The 20446-nt window shown below is 70.5% G+C and carries 17 protein-coding genes; 9 read left to right on the forward strand and 8 right to left on the reverse strand.

The window, feature by feature from the left end; genetic code table 11:
• The first annotated feature begins 110 nt into the window (after positions 1-110).
• Complete coding sequence (locus ACGFY5_RS05785; RefSeq protein WP_392717718.1) at positions 111-869, forward strand: SDR family oxidoreductase; 759 nt, start codon at positions 111-113, stop codon at positions 867-869.
• A 567-nt stretch (positions 870-1436) separates the two neighbouring features.
• Here the strand turns inward: ACGFY5_RS05785 and ACGFY5_RS05790 are convergent.
• Positions 1437-1934: a Rieske (2Fe-2S) protein gene (locus ACGFY5_RS05790; RefSeq protein ID WP_392717720.1), complete on the reverse strand. Its 498-nt coding sequence runs from the start codon at positions 1932-1934 to the stop codon at positions 1437-1439.
• Positions 1935-2099: 165 nt separating this feature from the next.
• On the opposite strand from ACGFY5_RS05790, the gene ACGFY5_RS05795 reads away from it, so the two are divergent.
• Complete coding sequence (locus tag ACGFY5_RS05795; RefSeq protein WP_392717722.1) at positions 2100-2846, forward strand: M50 family metallopeptidase; 747 nt, start codon at positions 2100-2102, stop codon at positions 2844-2846.
• Between the two features lie 89 nt (positions 2847-2935).
• Positions 2936-3592, forward strand: coding sequence for a hypothetical protein (locus ACGFY5_RS05800; protein WP_392717724.1), 657 nt, complete (start codon positions 2936-2938; stop codon positions 3590-3592).
• Between the two features lie 728 nt (positions 3593-4320).
• Here ACGFY5_RS05800 and ACGFY5_RS05805 read toward each other — a convergent pair.
• The 5 genes from ACGFY5_RS05805 to ACGFY5_RS05825 form a co-directional block, all read right to left on the reverse strand.
• Complete coding sequence (locus ACGFY5_RS05805; protein ID WP_392717726.1) at positions 4321-6153, reverse strand: dipeptide ABC transporter ATP-binding protein; 1833 nt, start codon at positions 6151-6153, stop codon at positions 4321-4323.
• On the reverse strand, positions 6150-7037 hold the full coding sequence (locus tag ACGFY5_RS05810; RefSeq protein WP_392717728.1) for an ABC transporter permease: 888 nt from the start codon (positions 7035-7037) through the stop codon (positions 6150-6152). Before ACGFY5_RS05810 ends, ACGFY5_RS05805 begins: the two co-directional genes overlap by 4 nt.
• A complete protein-coding gene (locus ACGFY5_RS05815; RefSeq protein ID WP_392717731.1) occupies positions 7034-7993 on the reverse strand; it encodes an ABC transporter permease in 960 nt (319 codons plus the stop codon). Before ACGFY5_RS05815 ends, ACGFY5_RS05810 begins: the two co-directional genes overlap by 4 nt.
• On the reverse strand, positions 7990-9591 hold the full coding sequence (locus ACGFY5_RS05820) for an ABC transporter substrate-binding protein (RefSeq protein WP_392717733.1): 1602 nt from the start codon (positions 9589-9591) through the stop codon (positions 7990-7992). The genes ACGFY5_RS05815 and ACGFY5_RS05820 overlap by 4 nt, the downstream gene beginning before the upstream one ends.
• Positions 9592-9713: 122 nt before the next feature.
• The gene (locus tag ACGFY5_RS05825; RefSeq protein ID WP_392718665.1) at positions 9714-10334 is read right to left on the reverse strand and encodes a GntR family transcriptional regulator; all 621 of its coding nucleotides are present in this window, start codon (positions 10332-10334) and stop codon (positions 9714-9716) included.
• Positions 10335-10399: 65 nt separating this feature from the next.
• Here ACGFY5_RS05825 and ACGFY5_RS05830 point away from each other — a divergent pair, with 65 nt between their 5' ends.
• Positions 10400-10903 (forward strand): YbhB/YbcL family Raf kinase inhibitor-like protein, encoded by a 504-nt coding sequence (locus ACGFY5_RS05830; protein WP_392717735.1) that lies wholly within the window; start codon positions 10400-10402, stop codon positions 10901-10903.
• A 107-nt stretch (positions 10904-11010) separates the two neighbouring features.
• On the opposite strand, the gene ACGFY5_RS05835 is transcribed toward ACGFY5_RS05830, so the two are convergent.
• Positions 11011-11445 (reverse strand): CBS domain-containing protein, encoded by a 435-nt coding sequence (locus tag ACGFY5_RS05835; protein WP_392717737.1) that lies wholly within the window; start codon positions 11443-11445, stop codon positions 11011-11013.
• Positions 11446-11621: 176 nt separating this feature from the next.
• On the opposite strand from ACGFY5_RS05835, the gene ACGFY5_RS05840 reads away from it, so the two are divergent.
• The 4 genes from ACGFY5_RS05840 to ACGFY5_RS05855 are packed head-to-tail and all read left to right on the forward strand — an operon-like array spanning position 11622 to position 18771.
• On the forward strand, positions 11622-12662 hold the full coding sequence (locus ACGFY5_RS05840) for an ABC transporter substrate-binding protein (protein WP_392717739.1): 1041 nt from the start codon (positions 11622-11624) through the stop codon (positions 12660-12662).
• Positions 12659-14671 (forward strand): sugar ABC transporter ATP-binding protein, encoded by a 2013-nt coding sequence (locus ACGFY5_RS05845; protein ID WP_392717741.1) that lies wholly within the window; start codon positions 12659-12661, stop codon positions 14669-14671. The genes ACGFY5_RS05840 and ACGFY5_RS05845 overlap by 4 nt, the downstream gene beginning before the upstream one ends.
• Positions 14664-15692, forward strand: coding sequence for an ABC transporter permease (locus ACGFY5_RS05850; RefSeq protein ID WP_392717743.1), 1029 nt, complete (start codon positions 14664-14666; stop codon positions 15690-15692). Before ACGFY5_RS05845 ends, ACGFY5_RS05850 begins: the two co-directional genes overlap by 8 nt.
• A gap of 34 nt (positions 15693-15726) precedes the next feature.
• Positions 15727-18771, forward strand: coding sequence for a PAS domain S-box protein (locus tag ACGFY5_RS05855; protein WP_392717745.1), 3045 nt, complete (start codon positions 15727-15729; stop codon positions 18769-18771).
• On the opposite strand, the gene ACGFY5_RS05860 is transcribed toward ACGFY5_RS05855, so the two are convergent.
• Complete coding sequence (locus ACGFY5_RS05860; protein WP_392717747.1) at positions 18737-19531, reverse strand: S-adenosyl-l-methionine hydroxide adenosyltransferase family protein; 795 nt, start codon at positions 19529-19531, stop codon at positions 18737-18739. The genes ACGFY5_RS05855 and ACGFY5_RS05860 overlap by 35 nt on opposite strands.
• Positions 19532-19588: 57 nt before the next feature.
• Here ACGFY5_RS05860 and ACGFY5_RS05865 point away from each other — a divergent pair, with 57 nt between their 5' ends.
• A complete protein-coding gene (locus ACGFY5_RS05865; protein ID WP_392717749.1) occupies positions 19589-20425 on the forward strand; it encodes an alpha/beta fold hydrolase in 837 nt (278 codons plus the stop codon).
• The last annotated feature ends 21 nt before the right edge of the window (positions 20426-20446 follow it).

Here is a 20446-nt window from a genome sequence, read left to right on the forward strand (position 1 = left end):
GTATCCATACTCGGTGACTGATCCGTCACAGCGAGGGTGCCTGCTGAGGCTGGTGTGACAGGAGTCAGAATCGATGGTTCGCCGCCACTGCAGGACCGGGGGACTTTTCGATGCCACGAACCGTCCGCACCAACATCCTGATCACGGGAGCCAGCTCCGGACTCGGCGCCGGCATGGCGCACGAATTCGCCGCCCGGGGCCGGAACCTTGCGCTCTGTGCCCGTCGGCTCGACCGCCTCGAAACGCTCCGTGAGGAACTGACCGGCACCTACCCCGGCGTCCGGGTGGCCATCCACAGTCTCGACGTCACCGACCACGACGCGATCTTCCGGACGTTCCGGTCGTTCGCGAGCGGCCTCGGCCACATCGACCGCGTCATCGTCAACGCCGGCCTCGGCAAAGGCGCACCGATCGGAACCGGCCGATTCGACGCCAACCGGGAAACCGCCGAGACGAACTTCGTCGCCGCGTTGGCGCAGTGCGAAGCGGCGATGGAGCTGTTCCGTGAGCAGAACGCCGGACACCTCGTCGTGATCAGCTCGATCGCCGGCCTGCGTGGGGGGCGGCGCTCCGCAGCGACCTATGCCGCCACCAAAGCGGGTCTCTCGACCCTCGCCGAGGGCATCCGCATGGACGTCGCCGACACCCCGATCCGCGTCACCACGATCGAACCCGGCTACATCCGCACCGACCTCAACGCCGGCGCCGGCAAACTGCTGTTCGAGGTCGACGCCGCAACCGGCAGCCGAGCACTCGCGCGTGCGGTCGAGCGCGAGCCCGCCTCCGCGTACGTTCCCGGCTGGCCCTGGCGCGTGGTCGCCCCCCTCTACCGCATCGCCCCTGCCCAGGTTCTCCGCCGTTTCTTATGAGACGCCACCCGGCGAACCACCGCAGGCAGCCCCGCACCTCCATCCCCGCTTCCGCCGCGCCCCTCGCCTCCCCCTGTCAACGGCGCGCCCTGCCCCGCGGCCCCCTCCCACCCGTCACCTGCCGCCCCGCACACCCCGCACACCCCGCACACCCCGCACACCCCGCACGCGCCGCCCCGCGCCGCACGCGTCGCCCCGCACGCGCTGCGCCGCGCCGCACGCGCTGCGTCGCCCCGCACGCGCTGCGCCGCGCCGCACGCGCTGCGCCGCCCCGCACGCGCTGCGCCGCCCCGCACGCGCTGCGCCGCCCCGCACGCGCTGCGCCGCCCCGCACGCGCTGCGCCGCGCCGCACGCGCTGCGCCGCGCCGCACGCGCTGCGCCGCCCCGCACGCGCTGCGCCGCGCCGCGCGGCACGCGCTGCGGGCCGCATGCGCCTGCGCCCCCGCGCCCGGCTCGGTGCTCCTGGTGGGCTTGCGTGTTTTCGGGGTTTTGTGACGAGTTTGCGGGCTCATGTTGGCTCGGATGAGCCCGGAAAGTCGGCGCGTGAGCCCGAAAAGTCGAATGGCTCAGGCTAGGTAGACCGTGTCGCCGGACACGGTCACCGACTCGCTCGGCAACGCCGTCTTCGCCGGCCCCGACACCACTGACCCGTCCGTCGCGGAGAAGTGGCTCTTGTGGCAGTTGCAGATGATCTTGCCACCGGTCACGGTCGACACCGTGCAGCCCTGGTGCGTGCACACCGCACTGAACCCCTTGTACGTGCCGGCGGTCGGCTGCGTCACCACGATCTTCTCGCTGGCGTAGATCTTGCCGCCGCCGACGGGAACCTCGCTGCTCGGCCCGAGCTCGGTACCGGCGGGGGAGGCGGTCGTCCCTGCAGTGGCGGACGCCGCTGCGCTGGCGGACGCGGGTGCGCTCGTGGCGGCGGCCGTCGAAGCGGTAGTGGTCGCGCTGTCCGAGCCGTCGTCACCGTACGAACTACACGCGCCGAGCGTCGCGGTCACCCCGAACGCACCCGCCCCCGCCACGACGCTACGTCTTGTAACGGCCCTGTTCTCACCCATCTGTCCCCCCAATTCGAGAACCGAAAGTAATCAGTTAACTCCGAGTAGCGATGAGGGCTCTTTAGGGGTCACGAATGCCATTCACCAGTGGGACCGTCGGTCCCCGACGCGGGGGCGCGTCGAGGCGGGGTCAGGGGTGGGCCCGCCGATTGTCGGGGGGCAATCATGCTTTTATCCGTCATCGCGTTGACGCCGTCACCGAGTCCCACGACTCCGGGCCGCATCGAGCAGATCACCGAACAAATAGCCAACCGCCAGTCGCCGACCCCGAACTGGCTGGTGCTCTTCACGGGCCTACTGGCCCTACTCTTCGTCGGCACGTCCATCATCCGCCGCGTGGCGACCAGCAGCCACGAGGGTGCGCACGCGACGGCGGCGGGGATGATGGGCCAGGTATCGGGCATCACGCTGCCGCTGAAAGGCAGCGCGTTCACCACCGTGCAGGTCACCGGCTTCGCCAGCTTCCTCACGCTCTTCATCGGGTACCTCGGACCCCCGCTGTTCGGACTACTGGGCGCCTGGCTCCTTTCCCGCGACCACCCGGTGGCGGTGCTCTGGCTCGCGATCGTGCTGTTCGGAGTAGTGCTCTGGCTGATCAAGAATCCGTTCGGCGCGTTCTTCGCCGCCGCGATCGGGGGCGTGCTGCTGCTCGTTGCTTGGAACACCACTCTCGCCGTCCAGACGGTGGTCGCGTACTTCCTGGTCTGGTCGCTCCTGCTTCGGGGGTCGCGCCACGTGAGCCCGTACCTGGCGGCGGCCGCCCGCAAGATGGACCCGAAGGCGAAGGAGAAGTCCGACTACCGCGCACTCCGCGAGATGACGTACGTACCGCAGATCATCTACGTGGTGGTGCACCTCGCGCTGTGCTGGTCGGCGCTGGCGTTCGGAGCTTGGCTGATGCTCGTCGCCTAGCGGGGATGTGGCGCCGGTCACAGGCGTATCAGGGTGCTGGTTCGGCGGTCTGTTCCGGTGAGTTACCGATACCGGAGGGGAAGATCGACATGGGGTACCGAGTCAGTTTTGGGCTGCGACTGCTGGCTGTCGCCGCCATCGTGGGCCTGGTGGTCTGGGGTGCGAGCGCGGCCGAGGTCGCAGCGCCCAAGGGTCTGAAGACCGCGTTCAGCGCGTTCACCAGCGGGCCGAGCGCCGCGGAGGCCGCAACGCCTACCACCGCGCCGACCGCGGGAGCCACCGCGGCCGCGACCGCGTCCACGGGCGCCACCGCCGCGACCGGTGGCACCACCGCGACCGGCGCGACCACCGCGGCCGGCGCCACCACCGCCGCGACCGCGACCGCCACTACCGCGCCGTTCATGGCGACGCTGACCAACAAGTGCGTGCCGGACGCGTCGCTGCCGAAGACCTACTACGCCGGCAAGAACTGCGACGACCCTGATCTTCGCTACAACAAGTTCCTGCTGACGATGTCGACCGAGGTGTACAAGGTCGTCGGCTACCAGCCGAAGATGGTGCAGCTCGGCGAGGAGACGTGCGGCGAGCTGGCGGTCTACGACCAGACCCGCGTGGTCATGGACGTCACGCAGTGGCTGGTTGCCGAGCAGGCTCCCGCCAACGCCCGCAAGGCCGCGCTGAGTGTCCTGAACTCCGCGACCAAGAACCTGTGCCCCGAATTGCGCAGCAAGGTCACCATCGCCTGATCCCGCACCACCCCGAGGGCGCGCCGAGCGGCGCGCCCTCGGCCGTGTTCCCCCCACCCCCGCTCCCGCGCGCCCCGCCCTGCCCTGCGCGTGCCGCGCGCTCGCCGTGCCCTGCGCGTGCCGCGCGCTCGCCGTGCCCTGCGCGTGCCGCGCGCTCGCCGTGCCCTGCGCGTGCCGCGCGCCCGCCGTGCCCTGCGCGTGCCGTGCCGTGCGCGTGCCCTGCGCGTGCCGCGCGCCCGCCGTGCCCTGCGCGTGCCGTGCCGTGCGCGTGCCGTGCCGTGCCGTGCCGTGCGCGTGCCGTGCCGTGCCGTGCCGTGCGCGTGCCGTGCCGTGCCGTGCCGTGCGCGTGCCGTGCCGTGCCGTGCCGTGCGCGTGCCGTGCCGTGCCGTGCCCTGCGCGTGCCGCGCCGTGCCCTGCGCGTGCCGCGCCGTGCCCTGCGCGTGCCGCGCGCCGCGCGCGTGCCGTGCCGAGCGCCCCGCCATGCGCTAGCCGCTCCCACCACGCGCCATGCCATGCGGGCGGGCAGTGCGCCGTGCCCCACGAAGGTTCCCAGCGCGCGGATTGCCAGGAAACCGTCCAGCGACACGCCGCTCGGCGAACAGGTTCCTGGCATTCCGCGTCCCGCCGCGCCGCGCCGCGTCGCCGCGTTCCGCGCCGTGTTGCGTTCCGCGCTGCGCCGCGTTCCGCGCCCCGCGATGGTGATCCCCTCGAGCGCGGCGGCGCGGCGGCTAGCCGAGGGCTTTCTTGCCCGGGATGGCGGCTAGGAGTTCTCTTGTGTAGTCGTGCTGGGGAGTGGTGAGGAGTTCGTCGGCTCGGCCGGTTTCGACCAGGCGGCCGTTGCGCATCACCCCGACGCGGTCGGCGATCTGGCTCACGACTGCCAGGTCGTGCGAGATGAACAGGTAGCCGAGCCCCAGTTCGTCCTGGAGTCGCACCAGCAGATCGAGGATCTGGCGCTGCACCGACACGTCCAGTGCGGACACCGGTTCGTCGCACACGACGAGCTCCGGCTTCAGCGCGAGGGCCCGCGCGATCGCGACCCGCTGACGCTGCCCGCCGGAAAGCTCTGCCGGCCGGCGGTCCAGCACGTTGGCGGGCAGCGCGACCTGGTCGACCAAAGCAGCCGCCCGCGCGCGCCGCGATGCCGCGTCGCCGACCCGGAACTCGTGCAGCGGTTCCGCGATCGCTTCCTGCACCGAGAGGCGGGGGCTCAGGGACGCGTACGGGTTCTGATAGACCGGCTGCATTCGGCGCCGGAGCCGCCGTAGCGCCTCGCCACGGAGGCGCGTGCTGTCGACACCGTCGAAGGTGATCGAGCCCGCGGTTGGTGTGGTCAGCCGCAACACCATCCGCGCGACGGTGGACTTTCCTGATCCCGATTCCCCGACCAGCGCGAATGTCTCCCCACGCGGGATCGAAAAACTCACGTCGTCCACCGCGCGCAACATCCGCGCACCACCCCGGGTCCACGGCAACCGATAGTCCTTCACCAGCCCACTCACCGAAACCAGCGAGTCGCTGAGATGGACGCCACCCGCGCTGCCCGCGCCACCCCCGCCACCCGCGCTGCCCGCGCCGCGCGGCTCCGCGCCCGCGCCGCCCACGCCGCGCGGCTCCGCGCCTGCGCTGCCCGGCTCCGCGCCTGCGCTGCCCGGCTCCGCGCCTGCGCCGCGCGGCCCCGCGCCTGCGCCGTGCGGCCCCGCGCCTGCGCCGTGCGGCCCCGCGCCCGCGCCGCGCGCTTCCGCGGCGGAGGTGCGGTCCAGGGTGGCCGTGGCCGCGCGGAGGCGGCCGGTGTTGAGGCTGGGGGCGCTCTCGAGGAGAGCGCGCGTGTAGGGCTGGCGCGGGGCGCGGAGAACCTCGGCGGTCGGGCCGGCCTCGATCACCTGGCCGTTCGCCGCCACCACGATCCGCTGCGCCCGATCCGCCGCAACCCCAAGATCGTGCGTGATCAGCAACACCGCCGTGCCGGTACGCGCGATCAACGTCTCGAGGTGATCGAGGATCCGCCGCTGCACGGTGACGTCCAACGCGCTGGTCGGCTCGTCGGCGATCACGAGCTTCGGCCCGCACGCCAGCGCCAGCGCGATCAACGCCCGCTGGCGCATCCCGCCCGACAGCTCGTGCGGATACTGCCGGGAACGCAACCCCGGCGAATCGAGCCCCGCGTCCGCGAGCAACTCCACCGCCCGCGCATCGGCCGCCCGCCCCCGCGCCAACCCGTGGATCTTCAGAACCTCGGAAACCTGCCGCCCCACCCGCTGCACCGGGTTCAGCGCGATCATCGGATCCTGCGGCACCAACCCGATCTCACGCCCACGAATCGAACGAAGATCCTTCGCCCCCACCAACTCACGCCCGTTGAACGTGATCGACCCCCCGGTCAACCGACCGCCCCGCGGCAACAGCCCCACGATCGCGTGCGCGGTCGTCGACTTCCCCGACCCCGACTCACCCACCAGCGCCACGACCTCACCGGCCGAAACGGTCAGGTTCACCCCGTCCACCGCAGGCGGACGATCACCGTACGCGACCCGCAGGTCCGAAATCTCCAGCAGACTCACCGGTACTCCTCCCCACCGCCGCCGAGCGCCCGCGAGACCCGGTTCGTCGCGAGCACGGTCGCGGCCACCGTGAGCCCGGGCAGTGTCGTCAGCCACCACGCGGTGGCCAGATAATCCCGCCCGGTCGACACCAACGAGCCCCACTCCGGCGTCGGTGGCTCCGCGCCGAAACCGAGGAAGCTGAGCGTCGACACGGCGAGGATCGCCAACCCGAAGTCGAGCGCCGCGTACGCCCCGATCGGCCCGAGCGCATTCGGCAGCACGTGCCGCCGCAGGATGCTGTACCAGCGGGCGCCGGTGGCCCGCGCCGCCTCCACATAGGTCGCGGTCCGCACCCGCAGCACTTCCGCCCGCATCAACCGGGCGAAGTTCGCCACGGTGGACAGCCCCACCGCGATCGCCACCTTCGTCGTACCGAACCCCAGTACGGTCACGATCGCCAGCGTCAACAGCAACTGCGGAATTGCCAACAACACGTCGACGAGACGCATGGCGACATCGTCCAGCCACCCACCGACATAACCGGCCAGCAATCCCACGAGCGAGCCGACCACCAGCGCCACGGCCACCGCGATCACCGTGGCCCGCAGCGACAGGTTCGCGCCGTGGACGACCCGGGCGAACAGGTCCCGGCCGGTCTGGTCGGTGCCGAAGAGGTGCTCGGCGCCCGGGGACTGGAGCTTGTCGGCCGGAACGCCGACCAGGGGATCGCGGGAGGTGAAGATCGCGGGGAAGAAGGCGGCCAGCAGCACGGCCGCCAAGAACACGATCGAGAGGACCAAGCCGGGGCGCCGGGCCAGGAACACCGCGGTCCGCCGGAGGCGATTCGGCGCCGGGGTGTGTTCAGGCGTCGCCACGGGCGTGCGGGTGTCGAGGGCGGTCATGCTGCCAGCCCCTGCCTGCTCGTGGTCACCCGTGGGTCGACCAGCGGATACAGCACGTCGACGAGCAGGTTCACCGTGACGAACGCCAGCGCGCTCAGCACGACCAGACCCTGCACCAGCGGGATGTCCTGGTTGCCGACCGCGTCCACGACCAGGCGACCGATGCCCGATCGTGAGTACACGGTCTCGACCACCACCGAGCCGGCGAGCAGCTGCCCGGCCCACGCCGCCGCCACCGTCATCGCCGGAATCGACGCGTTACGCAGCACGTGCCTGAAGTGGACACGGGCCCGCCCGGCTCCCTTCGCCAGCGCGGTCTCGACGTACGGCTCCTCGAGCGCGGTGAGGATGCTGCGCGCGAGCACCTGACCAACGAGCGCACCGATCGGGATCGCCAGCGTCAGCGCCGGGAGGATCAGGCTCTCGAAGCCCTCGTTGCCGATCGCTGGTAACAGGCGCCACTGGAACGACACGACCTGCACCAGCACGAGCCCCACCCAGAACGTCGGCAGGGAGACGGCGACCGGCGGGATCGCCAGCACCGCCTGCCGGACCAGCGGCCACCGCGGATAGGTGCCGCCGAACGCGAGTAGCAGCCCGAAGGCGAGCGAGAACGAGAACGCCAGGCCGGTCAGCTTCAGCGTCTCCGGCAGCGCCTCGAGAATGCTGTGGGTGACGCTCGCCCCGGTCTGCACCGAATGGCCGAAGTCGCCGTGCAGCGCGCTCCACAGGGCACGCGCGTACTGCACGGGTAGCGGCTGATCGAGACCCAACTCGGCCTTCAACGCCGCGATCTGCTCCGGCGTCGCCTGGCTCTGCCCGGACGTCCCGCCGGACAACATGATGTCGACGGGATCGCTGGGCAGCAGGTACAGCACGCCGTAGCCCAGCGTGAACGCCGCCCAGAGGACGAAGAATGCCTGCGCCAGCCTCCGACCCAGGTATCGGACCGTCATTTGCCGAGCCAGGTGTCGTAGAACGAGAGCCGCGACGACGCTTCGAACCGCAGCCCCTGCACCTTCTCGGACAGCCCGATCACCTGCGACAACTCGACGATCGGGATCTGGTAGGCGTGATCGGTGATGATCAGCTTCTGCGCTTCGGCGACGAACTGCTTGCGCTTGGCGTCGTCGAGGGTCGCGACCTGCTCGTCGAGGGCCGTGTCGAGCGGCCCGGGCTTCAGCTGCGAACGGTTCGCGTACTTCGTCGAGAAGATCGTCCGCAGGATGTCCGGATCGGCGCGGGTGACGTTGTACCAGAGGAAGTCGAAGTCGCTGTTGGCCTGTGCGGCGGTCAGCTCACCGGTCGTGAGCTGGCGCAGCTTCAGTTCGATACCGACGGCCTTCAGCTGCTGCTGAGCGAGCTCGAGGATCGTCTGGCTGGGCGGGAACGCCAGGTTGTAGATGACGTCGACGGACAGCTTCTTGCCCGCCTTCTGCCGGATGCCGTCGGAGCCGGGTGACCAGCCGTCGGCGTCGAGGAGCTTCTTGGCGCCGTCCTGGTCGAACTTCAATGCGGCGCCCTGGTCGCTCCAGCCCGGCGTCGACTCGGCCAGCGTGCTGGTCGCGACCTGGTACTTGTCGGAGAGCGCGGTCTGCACGATCTCGTCGCGGTTGAGCGCCTTCTGGATGGCGAGGCGCACCTGCTCGTCGCCGACGATCGGCTTGGACGTGTTGGCCGCGAGGTTGAACGGGATGCCGGGGTTGCCGCGCACCAGCAGCTGGAATCCGTTGCCGTCGAAGCGTGCCTCGTCCTGCGGCGGAATGTCGGTGGCGCCGTCGATCTGTCCGGACTGGAGCGTGCCGGTGCGGACGCCGGACTCGGGCACGATCTTGTACTCGATGCCCTCGAGGTAGGCCTCACCCTTGTGCTCGGCCAGCGACGACGGCCAGGCGTAACCCTTGCGGCGCTCGAGCGTGACGCCCTGATTCGGCGTGTACTTCTTCAGGACGAACGGCCCGGAACCGATCAGGTCACCCTGGCAGCGCTGCTCCGGGGTCTTCGCCGCGGTCGACGCCGAGAGCAGGCCGAGCGACATCGTCGACGTGGCCTGCAGGAACTGGGCACTGGGCGCCGCGAAGTCGACCCGGACCGTCGTCGGGTCGACAACGGTCGAGCTCTGGTAACCGCCCAGGTAGGTTCCGGCGAGCTGGGCCTTCGCGCCGAGCTTCACGATCGCGTCGAAGTTGGTCTTGACCGCGGCGGCGTCCACCGGGGTGCCGTCGCTGAACGTCGCGCCGGTGCGGAGCTTGAACGTGAAGCTCGTCGCCGCGTCGTTGATCTGCCATGACTCGGCGAGCCACGGCTTGATCTCACCGGACTTCGGGTCCTGGTCGGTGAGCGAGTCGACGATCTGGCGGCCCACGTTGAGGCTGGCGTTGAGGCCGAACTGCTGCGGGTCGAGGCACGTCGGGTCGACGGCCAGCGCGAACTTCAACGTGCCGCCGGACTGCGGGGGACCGGACTCGGCAGTGCTGTCGTCGGAGGACGAGCAGCCGGCGAGGACGAGGGTCGTGGCCGTGGCCAGCACCAACAACGTGGAACGTACGGGCACGAGCAGCTCCTGGCGACGCAGAGGGCACGGAAGTCTCAGGGATCACACATTTAACATGCATCCCCTACCTGCGAACTATGGATAGGACTGTAGATGTGTCCAGCGCCGTTGAAAAGGTTCCGTCAGTCGAGGGTGTCGACCGTCCGGGTCAAGTGCCGAGTGAGCAGTGAGGCCGCAACGTCGGCGTCGCGAGCCAGCGTGGCCTCTTCGATCGCACGGTGTTCGCCCAGGTAGTCCCTGATCGGGGCGCGGTCGATCGACCAGCGGCGGACCAGCTCGCCGGCCAGCCACATGCGGTCGAACGTCTCCAGCAGCACGGTGTTGCCGCTGCCCTCCAGAAGCGCCCGGTGGAAGTCGCGGTGCGCGCGTGACCATTCGGCCGTGATCTGCGAGCCGTCGAACGCTGGGGTGCGGGCCAGGCGGTGGTGCGTGGCGCGGACCCGCGCTTCCCAGTCCAGGTCGCCGCGCTCGATCGCCAGCCGCAACGTGGCGACCTCCACCGTGCACCGGGCCTCGACCAGGTCCTGCCAGCGCCGGTCGGACTGCAGAGGAACCGCAAAACCACGGTTCGTCAGCCGGTCGGCCAGTCCGTCGCCGACCAGCCGCACGAGCGCCTCCCGCACCACCGCGAGGCTGACGCCATGAGCGCCGGCGAGTTCTTGCGGCTTGAGTGCGTCGCCGGGGGCGAAGTCGCCGCGCAATATCGCATCGCGGAGCTCGTCGTAGATCCGTCCGGACAACATCTGCGCCATGGCTTCATCGTAGACCATTTGACAGATAATCGATTTTCGGTGTTACAGTCGATTGCATGAACGATCCCTTCGCCCGCCTCCCGGAGGCGGCTACTTTCACCCTGACCAGTACCTCCGTCGCTGACGGCGCGCCCCTCGCGCCGGAGCAGCGGTCCGGTAAGGACCTCTCGCCGCAGCTGTCCTGGAGCGGCGCGCCCGAAGGCACGAAGAGCTACGCGGTCACCGTCTACGACCCGGACGCGCCGACCGGCTCCGGCTTCTGGCACTGGGCCGTGGCCGACATCCCGGCCTCGGTCACGTCGCTCCCCGAAGGGGTCAGCGACAGCGATCTCCCGAGCGGCGCGTATCAGCTGCCGAACGACGCCCGGCTCTCCCAGTTCGTCGGTGCCGCCCCGCCGCCCGGGCACGGCGAGCACCGGTACTTCATCGTCGTGCACGCGCTCGACGTCGAACAGATCGGCGTTCCGGCGGACGCCACGCCGGCGCTGCTCGGTTTCACCATGGCCGGCCACATCCTCGGCCGCGCCGTCCTCACGGCCACCGCGGAAACCTCCGCCTGAGCGCAGAAGGCGTCCGACCAGGCCCGCCGACGGGCGCGGGCGCGCGACGCGAAGCGCTGCCGTCCGGGCCCGCTGTGGGGCCGGGCGGCAGCGCTCCGGTGGCGAGGTCAGCTCGTGATGTAGCCGACCAGTTGTTCCTTTTCGCTCTCCAGCTCGGAGATCGTGCTCTTCACTACGTCACCGATGCTCACCAGGCCGACCAGGCGGCCTTCGTCCACCACCGGCAGGTGCCGGATACGGCGATCGGTCATCGTCTGGCGGATACGGGCGACGTCGTCGGTGCTCCGGCACGTGTGGACGTCGACGGTCATGATCGACGACACGCTCTCGTCGAGGAGCCGCACGCCGTGCTCGTGCAGCCGCCGCACGATGTCGCGTTCGGACACGATCCCGGTGATCGTCTCGCCATCGTTCGACACGACGAGCGCGCCGAAATTGTGCTCGGCCAACTGGGCCAGGAGTGAACGGACGGATTCGTCGGGTCCGACGGTAGCCACCTCGGAGCCGCTGGACTTGGTGCGGAGAACATCGCTGATCAGCATCGGACATCGCTCCCAACGCAGGTCGGGGAGTGTTTCGTTCTGGGTACCGGTTCGGTCCGTCTCGCGTCAAGGGTCCGGACTCCTGGTGACTTCTGGTGATTCCAGGACATCCGCGTCAGATCGGAGCACCCTGATGAGACCTGGATCACAATGATGTGAACCGCGGGGAGGTCGACATGGCGCGCACCCGGACGGTGTTCTCCCTCTCGTTCGTCGCGATCATCGCGCTGGTAGCCGTGGTCGCCGGAGTGGTGGTGGGCCGTGCAACCGGAAGCGGTTCAAGCGGTGGCGGGGGCGGTGACGGTGGTGCGGCCAGCGGCACCCGGATCGACGTCATCATCAAAGCGAGCGACTCGTCCTTCTGGCAGGTGATGCTCGCCGGCGCTGAGCAGGCGTCCGACGACTTCGGCGTCGAGGTCAACACGTTCGGCCCCACCTCGGAGACGAACATCGACGAGCAGGTCCAGTTGGTCGAGAACTCGATCTCGCGTGGCGTGGACGGCATCGTGATCGCGCCGAACTCGTCGAGCGCGCTCAACTCCGTGATCGAGCGGGCGCGGGAGGCCGGGGTGAAGGTCGTCACCGTCGACACCCGGATCACGACGCAGACCGAGGGGTTCATCGGCACCGACAACGTGAAAGCCGGTCAGCAGGCTGGGCGGAGGATGTGCGAACTGCTCAAAGCGCAGGGCCGGACGTCCGGCGCGATCCTGGTCGAGTCGTCGGTAGCGGGGATCCAGTCGCTCGTCGATCGGGACCGCGGGTTCCGGCAGGGGCTCGCAGAAGGGTGCCCGGGTGTCGATTCGAAGCTCCAGCGGTACAACAACAACGACATCAACACTGCGGCGTCGCAGGTCAACGATGCGCTGACCGCCAACAGCAACCTGTTGGGCGTGTTCGCCGACAACAACACGTCCGGGGTGGGGGCTGCCCGTGCGGTCGCGGACAACAAGGCCGCCGACCGGATTCCGGTCGTGGCGTTCGACTCCGATCCGCAGGAGAACGCCGCGCTCGCGAACGGCACTATCGACGCTCTCGTCGTGCAGAACCCGTACTTCTTCGGGTACCAGGGCGTGTTGTCCGGGGCGATGGCCGCGACCGGTCGCACCCCGCCGCGCGAGATCGACCCCGGCGCGGTCGTGGCCGACCAGAAGAACCGCACGACCCCCGAGGTGAAGTCCCTCCTCGAACCCCCCACCGCCGAGCCCGGCTCATGACCAGCCCACCCGCGCCGAGTGACCCGTCCGGCGATCCTCGGCCGGTCGACCAGGCGACCGGATTACCCGTCCCGGGAGAAGAAGCGGGCACGGAAGGCGGTCCCGTCCCGGTCGACGACCCAACGGCGGGCGCGCAGCCCGCGGGCAACTCTCCCGCGCCGATCGACCCGCCCGCGCCGGGTGGTCCGCCCGCGGCGCGCGACGCTGCCGCGCCGGGTGGCACGCCGGTGTCGGCCGACGCGCCCGTGGCGGACGGTACGCGCGCGGCAGCGTCGCGCGCGTCGGCGGCCGATGGGGCCGGGAGCGAGGCGACCCGTGGGGAGGGGGGCGCGGCGGTCTTGGAGCTGGTGGGGGTGTCCAAGGCGTTCGGGCCGGTGCAGGCCTTGAGTCACGTGTCGCTGCGATTGGCGGCGGGGCAGGTGCACTGCTTGGCCGGCGAGAACGGCGCCGGAAAATCCACGTTGATCCGGGTACTGACCGGCGCGCTCCGGCGTGACCGCGGCGAGTACCGCATCGACGGCGTCGACGTCCCGTCCGCCACCCCCGCGGCACTGCGTGCGGCCGGCGTCCAAGCCGTCTACCAGGAACTGAGCCTGCTGCCGCACCTCTCGGTCGCCGAAAACCTCTACATGGGACGCCTGCCCGCGCGCCGCGGGCTACTGGACTCCCGCCGGCTCCGGCGGTCCGCCCGCAACGCCCTGGCCGAAGTAGGCCTCACCGACCTCGACCCCGACACCCCCGTCGAGCGACTCTCCGCCGCCACGAAGCAACTCGTCGAGATCGCGAAGGTCCTCACCGCCGACGAGGTCAAGGTGATCGTCTTCGACGAGCCCACCACCGCCCTCACCGAGAGCGAATCGGCACGCCTCCTCGACCACATCCGGCGCCTGCGCGAGCAGGGCGTCGCCATGCTCTACGTCACCCACCGCCTGGAGGAGATGTTCGAGATCGGCGACCAGGTCACGGTCCTGCGGGACGGCGGTCTCTCCGAGACCGGGCCGATGGCCGAGTACGACGAGAACAAACTGATCGCCGCGATGGTGGGGCGGGAGGTGACGTCGCTGTACCCGGAGGAGACCCGGGACGCGGGCACCCCGGTGCTCCGGGTGCGAGGATTGCAGCGGACGGCCGACGGGCCGTCGGTGGACCTGGACGTCCGCGCGGGGGAGATCGTCGGTATCGGTGGGCTGCTCGGGTCCGGGCGCAGCGAGCTGCTGCTGGCGATCTTCGGCGCGGAGCGGATGGTGGCGGGGGAGGTCCAGGTCCACGGGCGGACCGTCAGGCCGACCGGGCCGCGGGCGATGATGAACGCGGGGATCGGACTGCTGACCGAGGACCGGAAGGTGCTCGGGTTGCTGCCGGAGCTCTCGATCCGGGAGAACGTGACGATCGCGAGCCTGCGGAGGGCGTCGCGGGGTGGGTTGCTGCCTGGGAAGTCCCAGGCCGCGGAGGCCGATCGGTTGCTCGACTCGTTGCGGCTGCGGGCCGGTTCGTACGACCAGCCGGTGTCGACGTTGTCCGGCGGGAACCAGCAGAAGGTGCTGCTCGCGCGGTGGCTGCTCACCGAGCCGAAGGTGTTGATCTTCGACGAGCCGACGAAGGGGATCGACGTCGGCGCGAAGGGTGAGCTGTACGACGTCATCGGTGACCTCGCGCGCCGCGGTCTCGGCATCGTCATCGTGTCCTCGTACCTGCCGGAACTCATCGGGCTCGCCGACCGGATCGTCGTCCTCCGCGACGGCGCGATCGCCGGTGAACTCCCGTCCGGCGCCTCCGAGGAAGACGTCCTCCGCCTGGCCTCCGGCGGCGCGCCCGCCGCGGCCGAAGCGGCCGACGCGCCTGCGGCTGGCGCGCCCGCGACCGGCGCCGAGGATGACGCGCCTGCGGCTGGTGCCGAGGATGACGCGCCTGCGGCCTCCGGCGGCGGCGTTACCCGATCAGCCCCCGGCGGCGGCCCGGCCGCCGGGGGCCGCGACACCGACGCGGAGGGGGATCGTCGTGGTGCCTAGGTTGATGTGGCGGGAAGAGGTTCCGACCACGACGATCACCAGTGACGCCGAGAAAGCCGAGAAGCCCGGGGCACACCGGGTGCTCACGCTCGGCGACATTGCCGGCCGCGAAAGCGGCGGGCTAGTCGTACTGCTGGTCGCCGTCGGCGCGCTCACCCTCGCCAGCGACACGTTCCTCACCGGCGGAAACCTGGCCAACCTCGCCCGGCAGGTCGCGATCTTCGGCATCATCGCGGTCGGCCAGCTCCTCGTCATCCTCACCGCGGGCATCGACCTCTCGGTCGGGTCGGTACTCGGCCTTTCCGGCGCGGTCACCGCACAACTGCTCGTGGCGGGCTGGCCGGTGCTGGTCGCGATCGCGGTCGGCGTCGCGATCGGCGCTGCCCTGGGCCTCGCCAACGGCCTCCTCGTCACCCGGGCCAAACTGCCCCCGTTCATCGCGACCCTGGGCATGCTCGGCATCGCGCGTGGCGTCGTCCTGGTGATCACTGACGCCAAGACGGTGCAGGGCCTGCCGGAAGGATTCCAGGAAATCGCGAACGGCACCGTTCTCGGCATCCCGAACCTGCTGCTGATCGCGGCGGCGGTCGTACTGATCGTCTGGTTCGTGCTCACCCGCACGGTGTTCGGCAGGTACGTCTACGCGGTGGGCTCGAACCCGGAGTCCGCGCGGTTGGCCGGGGTTCCGGTCACCGCGGTGACGATCGCGGTCTACGCGATCTCCGGCCTGCTCGCCGGGCTCGGCGGTGTGCTGCTCACGTCCCGGCTCGGCGCCGGTATCCCGACCGCGGGCACCGGCTTCGAGCTCAATGCGATCGCGGCCTGCGTCATCGGCGGAGCAAGCCTGTTCGGCGCCAAGGGCGGCGCGCTCGGTGCCGCGACCGGCGCGCTGATCATGGGCGTGCTGAACAACGGCGGCAACCTGCTCGCGATCAACGCGTTCTACCTGCAGATCGCGATCGGCGTTCTGATTCTGGTGGCTGTCGGATTCGACCAGTGGAACAGTCGGGTACGCACTTAGCTACAAAAGCGCAGTTTATCGGTATTGTGCGAACATGGGGGAGCGTCGCGGCCTGCAGTGGCGCGCGGGCGTCGTCCGCTGGGGTGCCGCCGTGCTCATCACCGCGACGGTGATCGCGGTCGCCGCCGTCGCGTCGCTGTTCGCCGCCCACGTCAGCGAACGCACTCGGGAGCGGGAGGCGCAGGCGCAGACCGTTGCCGCGGCCACCCGCCTCGAACGCCAGGTGGACCACTACGTCGAGGCGTTGCGCGGGGTCGCGGCGTGGTTGCGGACCGAGGGGTGGCCCAGTCGGACGGATTATGAGCGGTACACCGATGCCGTTGCGGTGCGTCGGCGGTATCCCGGTATCCAGGCGGTCGGTGCAGCGCAGTTCGTGGACGCGTCCGCACGTACGGTGTTCAGTCGACGGGCGGCGGCCGACCTGGCACGCGCGGAGCAGGGCTATCCCGCATTCCGCATTCATCCCGGCGAGACCGGAGAGGCCCTGCCGATCACGTACGTCGACCCGGTCGGGGGCAACGAGGCCGCCGTCGGGTTCGACTTCCTGAGCGAACCCCGGCGTCGCGCCGCCGCCCTGGCCGCGCGGGACCTCGGCGTACCGCGGCTCAGCGCTCCCACCACGCTCGTACAGGAGACCGGCACGCAGCACGGGGCGCTGGTGATGGTGCCCGTGTACCGCACGACGACGACGCCGGCCACCGCCGCCGCCCGCCGCGAGGCGTTCACCGGCGTCGTCTACGCCGCGTTCCGCATGGGTGATCTCGCGGAGGGCGCGCTCGGCGTCGACGCCGACCGACTCTGGCTCGACGACGTAGGCTCCACCACCACGCCCGCGACCGCGCCGCAGGCGCTCTACGCCCCGAGCGCGGCCGCTTCGAGCGCGGCCGCCCCGAGCGCGGCCACCCCGAGCGCGGCCACCCCGAGCGCGGCCACCCCGAGCGCGGCCACCCCGAGCGCGGACGCTTCGAGCGGTCGGGTGCCGGACGGCGTCGAGGAGACCGAGTTGTCGGTGGAGGGGCGGCGGTGGCGGGTGCGGTTCGACGCCGCGACCGACCTCGGCCCGCTCACGCAGTACGGCCCACTCGCCCTGGGAGTCGGCGGAGCAGCGGTCGCCGTGCTCGCCGGTGCTCTGCTGCTCGCGTTGACGTCCGCCCGGAGTCGCGCCCGCGTCCTCGCGGTCTCCATGACCGCCGAGCTGCACTCGGTCACCGACACCGCCACCGACGCGATCGTCACCGTCGACCACTCCGGCAGCGTCACGGCCTGGAACCGCGGTGCCGCGCGGATGTTCGGCATCGAGCCGGGCGGGATCCTCGGCGCCCCCGTCGACCGCGTCATCCCCGGCGGGCTACCGGCGCTCACCGAGGCGCCCGGCCCGGTCGGTCCGCACCCCGACCCGACCGTCGAGGTCGACGCCACCCGCGCCGACGGCACCGAACTGCACGTCGAAGCCTCTGTCTCCACCTGGAAGAGTCCGAAGGGTCTGTTCGCGACCGCGATCCTCCGCGACGTCACCGAGCGCCGCCGCGCCGAAGCCGAGATCCGGCGCACGAACGACCTTCTCGAAGGTGTCCTCCGCGGCGCCACCGAGTGCGCGATCATCGGCTGCGACGCCACCGGGCGCGTCACGGTCTTCAACGAAGGCGCCCACCGCATGCTCGGCTACCGGGCCGAGGAGGTCATCGGCCGGGCCGTCCTCGACACCCTGCACGACCCGGCCGAGATGACCGCCGTGGCCGACGAGCTGGGCGTCGACTCGGTGGAGGAGATTTTCCAGGTCCTGCTGCGTGACGGCCTGCCGAGCACCCGCGAGTGGACGTACGTCCGATCCGACGGCTACAAGCTCCCGGTGCTGCTCACCGTGACCTCGCTGCGGGCCGACGACGGCACCGTCGAAGGTCACATCGGCATCGCGTTCGACCTCACCGAAGCCCACCGGCTCGAACGGGAACGCGCCCGGCTCGCCAACCGGTTCGAGCAGCTCGTCGACTGCTCCGGAGAAGGCATCTACGGTCTCGACGGGAACGACCGCATCACGTTCGTCAACCGGCAGGCAGCCGCGTCGCTCGGCTGGGACGTCGAGGAACTGCTGGGACGCATCGCCCACGAGGTGCTGCACCACCACCTCCCGGACGGCTCCCCGTACCCGGCCGAGGACTGCCCGATCGCCCGCACGATCGCCGAGGGCAGCACGAACCGGATCGACTCCGAGGTGTTCTGGCGGCGCGACGGCACGTCGCTGCCGGTCGAATACGTCGCGGCGCCGCTGCACCGGGACGGGCAGATCGAAGGTGCGGTGATCACGTTCGCCGACATCACCGACCGCAAACGCACCGAGCAGGTGCTCAAGGAGGCGGTCGACCGGCTCCGCGAGATCGACCAGGTGCGCACCGACCTCGTCTCGACCGTCTCGCACGAGCTCCGGACCCCGCTGACCAGCATCTCCGGCTACCTCGAACTGCTGATGGACGGTGACGTCGGTCCGATCACGACCGAGCAGGCCAAGATGGTGCAGGTGGCTCACCGCAGCTCACAGCGCCTGCTGCTGCTCGTCGAGGATCTGCTGACGCTGTCCCGGATCGACGCCGGCGCGTTCCACATCCGGCACGACGAGGTGGAGCTCGGACCCCTGTTGGACGCCGCGATCGGTGCGATCACGCCGATGGCGCTGAGCAAGGGGATCACTGTCACCTCGGAGGTGCCGGACGACATCGGCGTGGTGCGCGGGGACGCCGCCCACCTCGACCGGGTGATGCTCAACCTGCTGTCGAACGCGGTGAAGTTCACCCCGGGCGGTGGTGCGGTGACGCTGAGCGGCCGACGGCTTGGCGACGAGGCGATGGTGACCGTCCGCGACACCGGTATCGGCATCCCGGTCGACGAGCAGGGACGCCTGTTCGACAGGTTCTTCCGCTCGTCCAACGCGATGGACGAGGCGATTCAGGGCACCGGCCTGGGGCTGTCGATCGTGAAGACGATCGTCGAGCACCACGGAGGCCGGATCGTCGCGGACTCCCAGCTCAACCACGGTTCGACGTTCACGCTCACGCTTCCGGTGCACGCCGCCGTTCGAGCCTGACCACCGCGCCGACCCCAATCCCGAGCCGGTCGGCGGCCCTGCCTTGATTGACCGCAATGGCCACCCGTCCGGTCGAGTCGAGCAGCACGACGAGATCGCCGGGCGGTACGGCGCCGAACGTGTCCCCGCGGGCGATGTCCAGCCGCATATCGTCGTCATGAAGAAGGTGCACCGGCGTGCCGAGCGGATCCAGTTCCGCCGCGGAAGCGGCGAGTTGCAGTGAGCCGAACCCGTCGACCGCCCGCACCTCCGCCTCCAGCCACCCCGGCCCCGTGCGGGTGACCTCGGTGGGTAGTCGTACCAGCGTTCGGGGGTCGATCGCGGGCCCGAGCTCAGCCAGCGACGCACCGGTGGCCAGTCGCGCCGCCGCCGGCATGAACAGGTCCCGCCCGTGGAACGTGCGAGCCGGCGTCGCATCGGTCAGCTCGACGGCCGCCGTCACTCCGCCGAGCGTGTCCGCTGCCGGCAGCAGCAGCCCGTTGTCGGGTCCGACCAGGTGCCCCCGCGGCGTCTCGACGACGACCGCCCGCCGGTCGGTGCCGACGCCGGGATCGACGACCGCCACGTGCACGCTGTCGGGCGGCAGGTAGGGGACGGCGTCCGTCAGAACCGCCGCTCCGCGGCGCACGTCGGCCAGCGGTACGAGATGGGTGACGTCGATGATGCGGACGCCAGGCGCGGCGGTCAGTGCCACGCCGTGACAGATCGCGACGAACGCGTCGGAAAGCCCGTAATCGGTGGTGAACGAGATGTGCCGCATCACTCCGCCCCCATTCGGCAGCCGGATGATTCCGGGTTAACTGGGTAGCACTTTCGCATGGCTGACATCACCGCTCACCACGGCATCTTCAAGGACACGAAGCTTCACGTGGACGACACGGGCGGCGTCGGGCGTCCCGTCGTGCTGATCCACGGCTGGCCGCTGTCCGGCGAGTCGTTCAAGTACAACGTGCCGGCGCTCGCGGCTGCGGGGTACCGGGTCGTCACGTACGACCGTCGCGGGTTCGGTCGGAGCGACAAGCCGCTGACCGGCTACTCGTACGACTCGCTCACCGAGGACCTGCACACGGTGCTCACCGAGCTCGACCTGAACGACGTGACGGTCGTCGGGTTCTCGATGGGCGGGGGCGAGGTGGTCCGGTATTTCTCGAAGTACGGGGCGGAGCGGCTGCACAGCGTGGTGTTCGCGTCGGCGGTGCCGCCGTACCTGGCGAAGACGTCGGGTAACCCCGGGGGACCGCTGGAGAAGTCCGAGATGGCGGAGATGACCGCCGGGCTCACCGCCAACCAGGACAAGTTCTACGACCAGTTCATCACCGAGTTCTTCTCGGTGAACGGAGTGCTAGCGGTGACCGAGGCGCAGCGCCAGGAGGCGCTGGCGTTGGCGAAGCGGTCGTCGAAGGCTGCCGCGCTGGAGTGCATGACCGCGTTCGGGAACACCGATTTCCGCGACGATCTGCCGAAGGTGTCGGTGCCGGCGCTGGTGTTGCACGGTGACAGCGACGCGACCGTGCCGTTCGAGGGGTCGGGGGAGCGGACGGTGAAGGCCGTGCCGCAGGGGTCGCTCTACGTGATCGCGGGCGGTCCGCACGGGTGCAACGTGAGCCACGCGGACGAATGGAACGAGGCGTTGCTCGCGTTCCTGGCGAAGTGAGTTGCTAGCGCGCCGGCGGCG

Source organism: Cryptosporangium sp. NPDC048952, assembly GCF_043197895.1.
Classification (GTDB): Bacteria; Actinomycetota; Actinomycetes; order Mycobacteriales; family Cryptosporangiaceae; genus Cryptosporangium.

Bases quoted from the DNA above. Each gene is read 5' to 3' on its own strand.
- ACGFY5_RS05785 (WP_392717718.1), top strand. From the start codon at position 111: ATGCCACGAACCGTCCGCACCAACATCCTGATCACGGGAGCCAGCTCC.
- ACGFY5_RS05790 (WP_392717720.1), bottom strand. From the start codon at position 1,934: ATGGGTGAGAACAGGGCCGTTACAAGACGTAGCGTCGTGGCGGGGGCG.
- ACGFY5_RS05795 (WP_392717722.1), top strand. From the start codon at position 2,100: ATGCTTTTATCCGTCATCGCGTTGACGCCGTCACCGAGTCCCACGACT.
- ACGFY5_RS05800 (WP_392717724.1), top strand. From the start codon at position 2,936: ATGGGGTACCGAGTCAGTTTTGGGCTGCGACTGCTGGCTGTCGCCGCC.
- ACGFY5_RS05810 (WP_392717728.1), bottom strand. From the start codon at position 7,037: ATGACCGCCCTCGACACCCGCACGCCCGTGGCGACGCCTGAACACACC.
- ACGFY5_RS05815 (WP_392717731.1), bottom strand. From the start codon at position 7,993: ATGACGGTCCGATACCTGGGTCGGAGGCTGGCGCAGGCATTCTTCGTC.
- ACGFY5_RS05825 (WP_392718665.1), bottom strand. From the start codon at position 10,334: ATGTTGTCCGGACGGATCTACGACGAGCTCCGCGATGCGATATTGCGC.
- ACGFY5_RS05830 (WP_392717735.1), top strand. From the start codon at position 10,400: ATGAACGATCCCTTCGCCCGCCTCCCGGAGGCGGCTACTTTCACCCTG.
- ACGFY5_RS05835 (WP_392717737.1), bottom strand. From the start codon at position 11,445: ATGCTGATCAGCGATGTTCTCCGCACCAAGTCCAGCGGCTCCGAGGTG.
- ACGFY5_RS05840 (WP_392717739.1), top strand. From the start codon at position 11,622: ATGGCGCGCACCCGGACGGTGTTCTCCCTCTCGTTCGTCGCGATCATC.
- ACGFY5_RS05845 (WP_392717741.1), top strand. From the start codon at position 12,659: ATGACCAGCCCACCCGCGCCGAGTGACCCGTCCGGCGATCCTCGGCCG.
- ACGFY5_RS05855 (WP_392717745.1), top strand. From the start codon at position 15,727: ATGGGGGAGCGTCGCGGCCTGCAGTGGCGCGCGGGCGTCGTCCGCTGG.
- ACGFY5_RS05860 (WP_392717747.1), bottom strand. From the start codon at position 19,531: ATGCGGCACATCTCGTTCACCACCGATTACGGGCTTTCCGACGCGTTC.
- ACGFY5_RS05865 (WP_392717749.1), top strand. From the start codon at position 19,589: ATGGCTGACATCACCGCTCACCACGGCATCTTCAAGGACACGAAGCTT.